Source organism: Shewanella sp. 10N.286.45.A1 (assembly GCF_041470405.1).
Taxonomy (GTDB): domain Bacteria; phylum Pseudomonadota; class Gammaproteobacteria; order Enterobacterales; family Shewanellaceae; genus Shewanella.
Window position 1 is genome coordinate 1 of record NZ_JBFRMK010000216.1, and the last position, 8,496, is coordinate 8,496.

Genomic DNA, 8,496 nt, shown 5'->3' on the forward strand with positions numbered 1-8,496 from the left:
CCAAGGCTGTCGAACTCGGTAAGTCGGTTGATAGAGGTACGCGCTAAAGCTTCAGAAAGTTCCATAAAAAATCCAGTACAAAGAAGAGTCTGTACTGGATTTTGAAGCATTGTAAAGATCGGTCAACCGATCATATTGGCCTTAACTGATCGGCATTAAGCCATGAGGCTAGCCTTTTTTATTGTTCAGAGCATAAGGTTAGATTTTGAATTTACTCACTGCACGTTGTAAAAACTCAGCTCGCTCTTTTACATTTTCTGTTGCTGCAGAGTTTTCAGCGGCAGTATCAGCAGTGGCTTGAGCAATATCTCTAATCACCACTACGTTTTTATTTACCTCTGTCGCCACCATACTTTGCTCCTCAATCGCTGCTGCGATCTGAGTGCTCATATCCATAATATTAGTAACATCACTGTTTATCTGTTGCAGTAGATCACCAGCTGAAGCGGCTTGTACAGCACTTTCATCGCCTTGAGTTCGGCTCGCGTTCATCACCTGCACAATAGAGCGAGTTCGACCCTGCAATGTCTGCACAATATTAGATATCTCTTCAGTAGACTCTTGTGTTCTCAAGGCTAAACTACGCACTTCATCGGCAACGACAGCAAAACCTCTTCCTTGCTCCCCTGCACGCGCCGCCTCAATCGCTGCATTTAAAGCGAGTAGGTTTGTTTGCTCAGCAATAGACTTAATCACGCTTAATACGCTGCCGATGGTTTCACTATCTTTTTCAAGTTCATTGACAACAATTGAAGATTCATTAATTTGAGATGCTAATGACTCTATCTTTTCGATAGTTTGTTCTACACCGCGCTGGCCAAGTTGAGCGTTCTGATGTGTACTACTGGCCTTATTGGCGGCTAGCTCAGTATTTTTAGCAATCTCTTCGATAGTCGCGCCCATTTCGGTCACAGCGGTTGCAACCATGTCAGTTTCATTTAACTGACTGCTGACCCCTTGCGAAGCTCTATTCACATTACTGGCGAGGTCTTGGCAAGATTGGTTCATGGTATCGACCGAGGTTGTCACCTGCTCAATAAGCTCCTGAAAGCTCTCAACCATACTGTTGAAGTGTTTAGCTATTTGGCCAAGCTCATCATCACTGCTGTCATCACAGCGCATCGACAAGTCTTTGTTCTCTTCAATATGAGTTATTACCGCAGTGATCTGCTTCACTGGATCAATAATACTGCGAATAATAACAAAAGTTGCGCCAGCTAAAGCAAGTGCAATTAACACCGCGATCGATAAGCCTAGGATAAATGCCGAGTTTTCTTTCTCTTCAATGGCTGACCGGGCTAAAGACTCAAGCTGATTCAGAGCACTGTCGGTATTGGCAACCGCCTGCCTTAGTTTGCCCATTTCCCCTTGAGTAATACTGAGACCCAGTTGACGCTCTTTGACCACTAACTGCTTAAAGTCAGCACTATATTGATTGATAAATTTGGCAATATCTTGCTTTGAGGACTCCTCTAAAAGCGATTGCGATAACACACTATTAAACTGATTAATGCCGGCATCAAATTTAGCAATATAGCTATCGCTGCGGCGAAGCATAAAATCTTTCTCTGCTCGACGAAGTTGTAACATCTGCACCATTAATTGCGGCTCGTCATATTGCTTTACCAATGACTCAACCTGATGAACAGCGCTGCGCAGCGTGCCATATAGCCCAGATTTAGGGGTTAGACCTATCTGTTGGTTTAGTGCAACGACATTTTTAAATGTATTACTGTATAGGCTCAAGTCATTGTTAAATGTCGTCAGCGCCTCTGTAGGAATGCCATATCGAGTAAACGCTTGATTGAGATCTTGGGTCAGTGCTTTAATATCATTATGATTTGATTGGTGTCTATCAACATACTTAAGATCCAATCGAGAAAGGAAATCTTTTTCATCACGGCGCAGACTTAACACTTCACTTTTAAGGCTAGAGATCTCTTGTGATGCTTTAGAAAGTTCAGACTGAACTTGGCCAAAATAAAGCTGTAAACCAAACATAGCAGCAAGCGCTGCTATAGATAGCACAGCACTTAAAAGTAACTTATGACGGATCAACATATAACCCCCAACAGCAAGATAAAAACATCTTATGAGCAACATTAAATATGACCGCGATTCTACAACATTACGTTATATATGGCCGCACATTTAATCATTTAAACCATAAAAATGTAATAAAATCGTAATATTTAGCAAATACCGTTTTAAGTCAGCAGCCGCAAAGCACTGATTTTGTTAACATTAAGTATAGAGCATTGATGCCAGAACACTACCCTATATATCTTCCATACCACAGAACAATGCTTAACAAAGTAGATAGCACTACAGCACTTCTTTTGCTGTATCCAAGCTAATGCAGCGTATATCCATATAAAATGTCGATTGACTCATTCTAGCAAGCCAAGCAAAATAGTATAAAATATACCTTAATTATTAAGAGACCATCATGCAAGTCATTACTGCTGAATCTGTACACCAGTCCTTAGATTTCAAAGAGTTGGTTAAGGCGCTCGATGAAACATTTTCTCGACCAGCGGGTATGCCACAACGCCAAGTGTTTAGTCTTGATGAATCAACCAGTCACAGTGATGCTTTTGCCGTGCTGCCATCGTGGAACGAAAAAACCATTGCAGTAAAAGCTTTTACCTACTTTCCAAGCAACCCTAAAAAAGATCCAAACTTGGCTAGCCTCTATTCGAAAATCCTTATTTTTAGCCGCGAAACCGGTGAGCCACAAGCGTTAGTTGATGGCACCAGTGTAACCTACTGGCGCACAGCAGCGGTTTCAGCACTTGGCAGCCGGTATTTATCCCGTGAAAATTCTAATAAGTTGCTAGTATGTGGTACTGGCAATTTGGCTTCATTTATGGCGCTTGCCCATGCGAGTGTTCGGCCAATTACTCAGATTAAGATTTGGGGTCGCAGTGAAGTCAAAGCCCGAGCAACGATTGAGCTTATCCGTAATAAGCGCAGTGATATCGAAGTGATCTACTGCGAAGACCTAGAAGCTAGCGTACGTGAAGCAGATATAATCAGCTGCGCAACAGGCTCACCAACTCCCTTATTCCCAGCAGAGTGGGTACAAGCAGGCACCCATACCGATTTTGTCGGTAATCATAACCATGATCGCCGCGAGTGTGACTCGGCATTGATTCAAAAATCAGCAGTATTTGTTGATTCGAAAATCAATGTGTTTGCTGAAGCAGGTGAACTGTTATTGCCTGTCGCGGAAGGCGTATTCTCCCTCGATGAAGTAAAAGGCGAGTTGGCTCAATTATGCCGTTCTGGAACGCTAGCAAGGAAGAGTGCAGAGCAAATCACCCTATTTAAAACCGTTGGAACTGCGCTTTCAGACCTTGTCGGCGCACAATTGGTCTACGAAAAAGTAAGCCAAGACTAAATCGCTACCAAAATGGGGTTGCCTATCAGCCCCATCAAACCTTGTTAGCCCCCTCTTTAAGCCCGCTATCGCCTCAGTAACAATACCCAAGTTAATATTTATTTTATTTCTGTTTAAACCTTTTTATAGGTTAGCTTTGTCTTATCTATATCGGCAGGCACATAAGGAACATGTAGTGACAGCACAATTGAAGGTCTTACAACAGAGTTCATTTAATGAACCTGACCTTATCGATAGCGCCAAAAAAGGCGACAAAGCGGCGTTTAAGCAGCTTTATCAGCAACACCATAAACGAGTGTATGCACTGTGCTTTCGCATTACAGGGCAAGTTGCATTAGCAGAAGATGCCACCCAAGACTGTTTTGTTACTCTGTGGCAAAAGCTGCCTCAGTTTAAAGGGCAAAGCCAGTTCACCACTTGGCTGCACAGCCTATCGGTTAATCAGGCGCTAAACAGCCTTAAAAAGCACCGCTCTTTTTGGTCTCGATTTATTGCCAGCGACACAGATGTCGAAACGGTCAATGATGAGTATGAAGATCTCGATAAAATTTTGGTTAGATTGCCTGAACGAGCCCGAATAGTGTTCGTATTGCATGCACTTGAAGGCTACAAACACGAAGAGATTGGTCAGCTTATGGGGATCGCTTCGGGAACCAGTAAGGCGCAATACCATAGAGCACAAAAGTTATTAGCTGAAATGCTGGATTAAATGATGGTTAACAGGGGTATAGAAATGAGCCATTCACAAGATAAATTGCAGCAGTTGATCGCACAAACACCCAACACATTAACGCCTAAGCGGGAACTGTGGACTGATATCGAAAAGCAACTGGATAAACCGGAATACAACCAGCCGAATCATTGGCGCAGAGTGGCTGTTGCAAGCGTGGTACTCCTCTGTGCAGTTATTGGCACAACACTATGGAATAACAGCGCTATCACGCCCACTTATACCGCGCAAGCAGTGACTGTACCACTGTTAACAACACTTGCAGATATAAAGCTAGAACATGAGCAGCAAGTTGCTTTATTAGAACAAAGTCAGAAAGTTAACTGGCAATCAAGTGAATTGGGCTTACCACTCAATAAGGGCATTGAACAACTCAGAAAAGCCGCTGAAAAAATTTACCAAACACTAAAGAAAACCCCCAACGATAAAGAGCTATGGCAACTGTGGCTTTGGACCCAACAACGAGAAATTGAGTTATTACAGCAAGGTCAAAAATTACCTGCTGCAGACAAAAATCAGGGAGCACTAATATGAATAGAACACCACTTATCGGTTTAGCATTAACCTCGCTTATCTTCAGTCAAACGCTAGTCGCTGCAGAGACCGTCGATCAAACACAGTCGATCCAAGGCAAAGCTAAGGTCAGCGTCAATGTTCAACGAGGAGATGTTATCTTTAAGTCTTGGGATAAAAACCAAATATCTGTCAAAGGTGAGCTTGATGAGCTTAGTGAAGGATTGACCTTCACTGTTAAAGGTAGTCATGTCGTCATAGAAGACAAAATGCCTAGGCAATACAACAGCAACAACAAAGATGGCTCACAATTAACCATCATGCTTCCTCAACAGATAAAGTTACAAGCAGAAGGTGTTTCGGCTAATTATCGTATCGACGCATTTGACGGCAAAATGGATATTAGCTCGGTCAGTGGCGATATAAAAGCCAGCCAGCTAAAGGATAAAATCATGCTGCATACCGTATCAGGAGATATCACTAGCCGTGAACTTAGCGGCAAAGTAATGCTAGAAACTGTCTCAGGTGAGATAAAGGACACCGACAGTTCAGGCAAAGTCGCTTATCGTTTGGTGAGTGGAGAGCTAACAGCAAACAGTCGTGCCGACCAAGTATCTGTCGAGTTAGTCTCTGGCGATGCGACAGTTGCATTAGGTGATATAGACAGCCTTAGCATAAAAACCGTTAGCGGCGATATTGAGCTTTCAGTAGGCAAACTTACTGACAAAGCAAAACTAGGCAGTGTCAGTGGTGATATTGACGTCCACTTTAATAGTGAAGTGAATGTGTCGTTCGATATCAATGGTGGCCCAGGAGGTACTATCAAGAACAAGCTAAGCAATGATCAGGTATCAAAAGAAAAGTACTCTCCACAAACATACCTAAAGTTTCAAACTGGTGATGGCAGCGCGAGCCTCAGCGCTTCGACAATTAGTGGCAACATAGAACTATCTAACTAGGTTTCACTTTTAAAAGCAGAGGCAGGAAAATTAACATTTAACGGCCTCTGTATTAAGTAGAACAGTATAAAAACAGTTCCCTCTACAGCTTTAGTAAAAGCCGAAAGTCACACTATAAATGACCCTTTTAATGGCAGGGGTTGGCAACCAATGACTTAAAAAACTCAAGAAACAATTTATTGGTAGCATCAGGCACTCGTGACTTATGGAATACCACACCATAATCGACTTTGATGTCAGGCATATCCAATACGTCTAAAAGTACCATCTCACCAGTGGCCAACTCATTGGCAATGACTATTTCAGGAATTAAACCAATCATATCGCTTTCTGCTATCGTTTTACTCACAGAGTGAAAATATTCAAATCTAAACAAACCTGAGAAGGCACTGCGATCAATATCAAACAGGTCACCAAATATACATTCGGTGCTTTCTTTTATCTGGAAGGATACCAGAGCGGGATCGCACTTTGTCAGCGGACATGATCTAATAGTGCCAAACTCATCGCTACGTAATCACTTTGAATCTCATTGAACACTTATCAGTCGTCGAGGATACTCGCTCTGACATAAACCAGAAACATGATCTCATTGACGTTATTTTCCTTGTTATCAGCGCCATTTCATCAGGGTGTGAAGGTTGGCAAAATATTGAATTTTATGGTGAAGAAAAGCTGGATTGGTTAAGGAAGCACAGACCATTTGAATACGGCACTCCACGAAGACACACAATAGCACGGATCTTGCGTTTAGCTGTTGCAGAGTCTTTGCTTGAGGCATTATCCCTATGGATAAACGAGCAGCGGGCGAGCCAGAATAAGCCCATCATAGCGTTTGACGGAAAAGTACTGCGTGGCTCGTACCGAAATGACAGAAAAACAGCATTACAATTGGTCACCACCTACGACACTGAGCGTGGTCTCGTTCTGAGTCAAAAGCCAACAGAAAACAAGAATGGCGAGATTAATGTAGTGCGTCAAATGCTTGATATTATAAACGTAAAAGGCAGTGTTGTAACGATTGATGCTCTCCATTGTCAGCGTGACACGCTCGAGAAAATTGCAGAAAAAAAAGCTCATGTTGTTGTTCAAGTTAAGAAGAACCAACCCAAATTAAGAGCTGCTGTTGTCGAGCAATTTCAGGCCGTCTTTGATGCAGGTAAGGAAAAAATCGTTACAGAAATCAAAGAGAAACATCATGGTCGCAGTGAAGAGCGGTACGTATTCCAATTAAAAGCGAAGTTACCTGAAGAATTAACACAAAAATGGCCCACTGTACGTAGTATAATAGCTGTGGAAAGGCATCGTCATATCAAGGGTAAAACAACAATAGAGACGTCATATTACATTAACTCTATGGCCGCTAATCATAAGATGTTAGGACACTAACATCGGCAGCACTGCGGTTCGAAAATAGTCAACACTATGTATTAGATATTGTTTTAAAGAGGATAACTCACGTATCACGCTAGACGGTGCAGTAGAAAACATCGCGTTATTTAGACGCTTCGTGATGAACATGTTGAAGCAATGCGATTGTGGAGCGCCAAGCCAAAAAGTGAAGTTGAAGAAAGCTGGGCGGAACGATGATTATCGGGCGCGAGTCTTCTTTGGGTTATAAAACCATCAAAGTACGCTCGCGCCCTGGGAAGGATGCAGTGTTTTATATCGGCTCGCATTTGTTTCAGCGTAGCCGGCAGCTTCCCATTCGGGGCTAAAGAAAACTATCTTAGCTCCGTGTCGATTAAACTTATTTCGGCGGTAAAACTGATACGAGTTGGAGCAACTTCCGCCTCCTTGGCTATCGCGACCATCTCTAGTCGAACCAGATTGTAAGCGATTAGAACACCCGCAGTTCCTGTCTTACACCTTCTGCAAAACGGCTTCGTAGCGTTGCTTTGCAGTTGAGTTTGTTTAAGCTCGCCATATCCTTCTTCCATTTCCCAACGTTGCCAGTAGATACTCAACAGTTTATCAAGTGAATACTTAACCGGGTCAACCAATGAGGTAACGAAGCCTTTAATTTCACCCTTTGGCTTTTTATAAGCAATAAAACGGGCCGGCCATGTTTCAGGTAAATTAAGGTTCTTGTTTCTAGCTTGCGGTGAAACAGGCAGATCAATAAGCAAATCATTGTCAGCAAATTTTTCGACGATTTCATAGCACATTTTTGATTTGACCGGGGTTAGCCAGTGACGCTGTTTTCCAGAGTTTTCCCAATTTAAAAGTAAGTCCGCAGAGAAATAACAACGATCAAAGGCTGCCCCCAATACCATTCTGATCTCGGTCGAAATGAGGCTGACTAATCGAAGCTGAAGGTAAGGCTTGTGTGTGTTTGAAATAAAACCAAACTCTTGTGCATTCTCTTCTGAGTCTTGACAACGAAACACGGTTCCATCAACAGCGAGAGTTGTAAGACCTAGGTCATTACTCTCCCCCAAAGCTTGCTCAAGCCAAGCAGAAACGGTGGATTTAAATAGGTAAGACATTGGGACTTCGACTAAACGACGGCGACAATCTTTCAATACACTTGGTGCGACACGGGACCAAGCATTGTCTCCAGGTTGGAGCGCAATACCCATTGAGCCGCAGGCTTCTTTAATTGAATGGTTACGAATTAGCCCCGTCCACAGTACAAGCCAAGCAGCCTGCTGTGCAGGCAAGCGGCGATTAGGGATATTAGATGCAAGTAATGATTGTTCGAACCACTCCGAATCGATAGCGTCCATTACAGTGCTATAGGACCCATTGTCTTCAACGGAATCATGTACTAGCTCAAGCTCTTGCGCAAACATAAAAAATTCCTACCAGAATACAAGTAGGGATGATCAACTATCTGCAAGATCGTTCAAATGTTCTTAAACGATCGGCATTACTCATAATGAGGGCTT

6 protein-coding genes and 2 pseudogenes are annotated in these 8,496 nt (G+C 42.8%); 5 read left to right on the plus strand and 3 right to left on the minus strand.

What is annotated here, in order from left to right; genetic code table 11:
- Positions 1 to 198: 198 nt before the first annotated feature.
- Positions 199 to 2,061, minus strand: a complete 1,863-nt coding sequence (locus AB4238_RS15820; RefSeq protein ID WP_372034293.1) for a methyl-accepting chemotaxis protein — start codon at positions 2,059 to 2,061, stop codon at positions 199 to 201.
- A 388-nt stretch (positions 2,062 to 2,449) separates the two neighbouring features.
- Between AB4238_RS15820 and AB4238_RS15825 the strand changes: the two genes are divergently transcribed.
- From AB4238_RS15825 to AB4238_RS15840, 4 genes are all read left to right on the plus strand, one after another.
- Positions 2,450 to 3,403: an ornithine cyclodeaminase family protein gene (locus AB4238_RS15825; protein ID WP_372034294.1), complete on the plus strand. Its 954-nt coding sequence runs from the start codon at positions 2,450 to 2,452 to the stop codon at positions 3,401 to 3,403.
- Between the two features lie 175 nt (positions 3,404 to 3,578).
- Positions 3,579 to 4,112, plus strand: a complete 534-nt coding sequence (locus tag AB4238_RS15830) for an RNA polymerase sigma factor (protein ID WP_372034295.1) — start codon at positions 3,579 to 3,581, stop codon at positions 4,110 to 4,112.
- Between the two features lie 24 nt (positions 4,113 to 4,136).
- Entirely contained in the window at positions 4,137 to 4,667 is a 531-nt protein-coding gene (locus AB4238_RS15835) for a hypothetical protein (protein WP_372034296.1), read from the plus strand.
- Positions 4,664 to 5,605, plus strand: coding sequence for a DUF4097 domain-containing protein (locus AB4238_RS15840; protein ID WP_372034297.1), 942 nt, complete (start codon positions 4,664 to 4,666; stop codon positions 5,603 to 5,605). Before AB4238_RS15835 ends, AB4238_RS15840 begins: the two co-directional genes overlap by 4 nt.
- A 127-nt stretch (positions 5,606 to 5,732) precedes the next feature.
- Here the strand turns inward: AB4238_RS15840 and AB4238_RS15845 are convergent, their stop codons facing one another.
- A complete protein-coding gene (locus AB4238_RS15845) occupies positions 5,733 to 5,981 on the minus strand; it encodes a LysR substrate-binding domain-containing protein (protein WP_372034298.1) in 249 nt (82 codons plus the stop codon).
- Positions 5,982 to 6,127: 146 nt separating this feature from the next.
- Between AB4238_RS15845 and AB4238_RS15850 the strand changes: the two are divergent.
- Positions 6,128 to 7,226: pseudogene (locus AB4238_RS15850) on the plus strand (ISAs1 family transposase).
- 16 nt (positions 7,227 to 7,242) lie between these two features.
- On the opposite strand, the pseudogene AB4238_RS15855 reads toward AB4238_RS15850, so the two are convergent.
- Positions 7,243 to 8,400, minus strand: a pseudogene (locus AB4238_RS15855) (transposase); the annotation flags it as partial.
- Between the last annotated feature and the right edge of the window lie 96 nt (positions 8,401 to 8,496).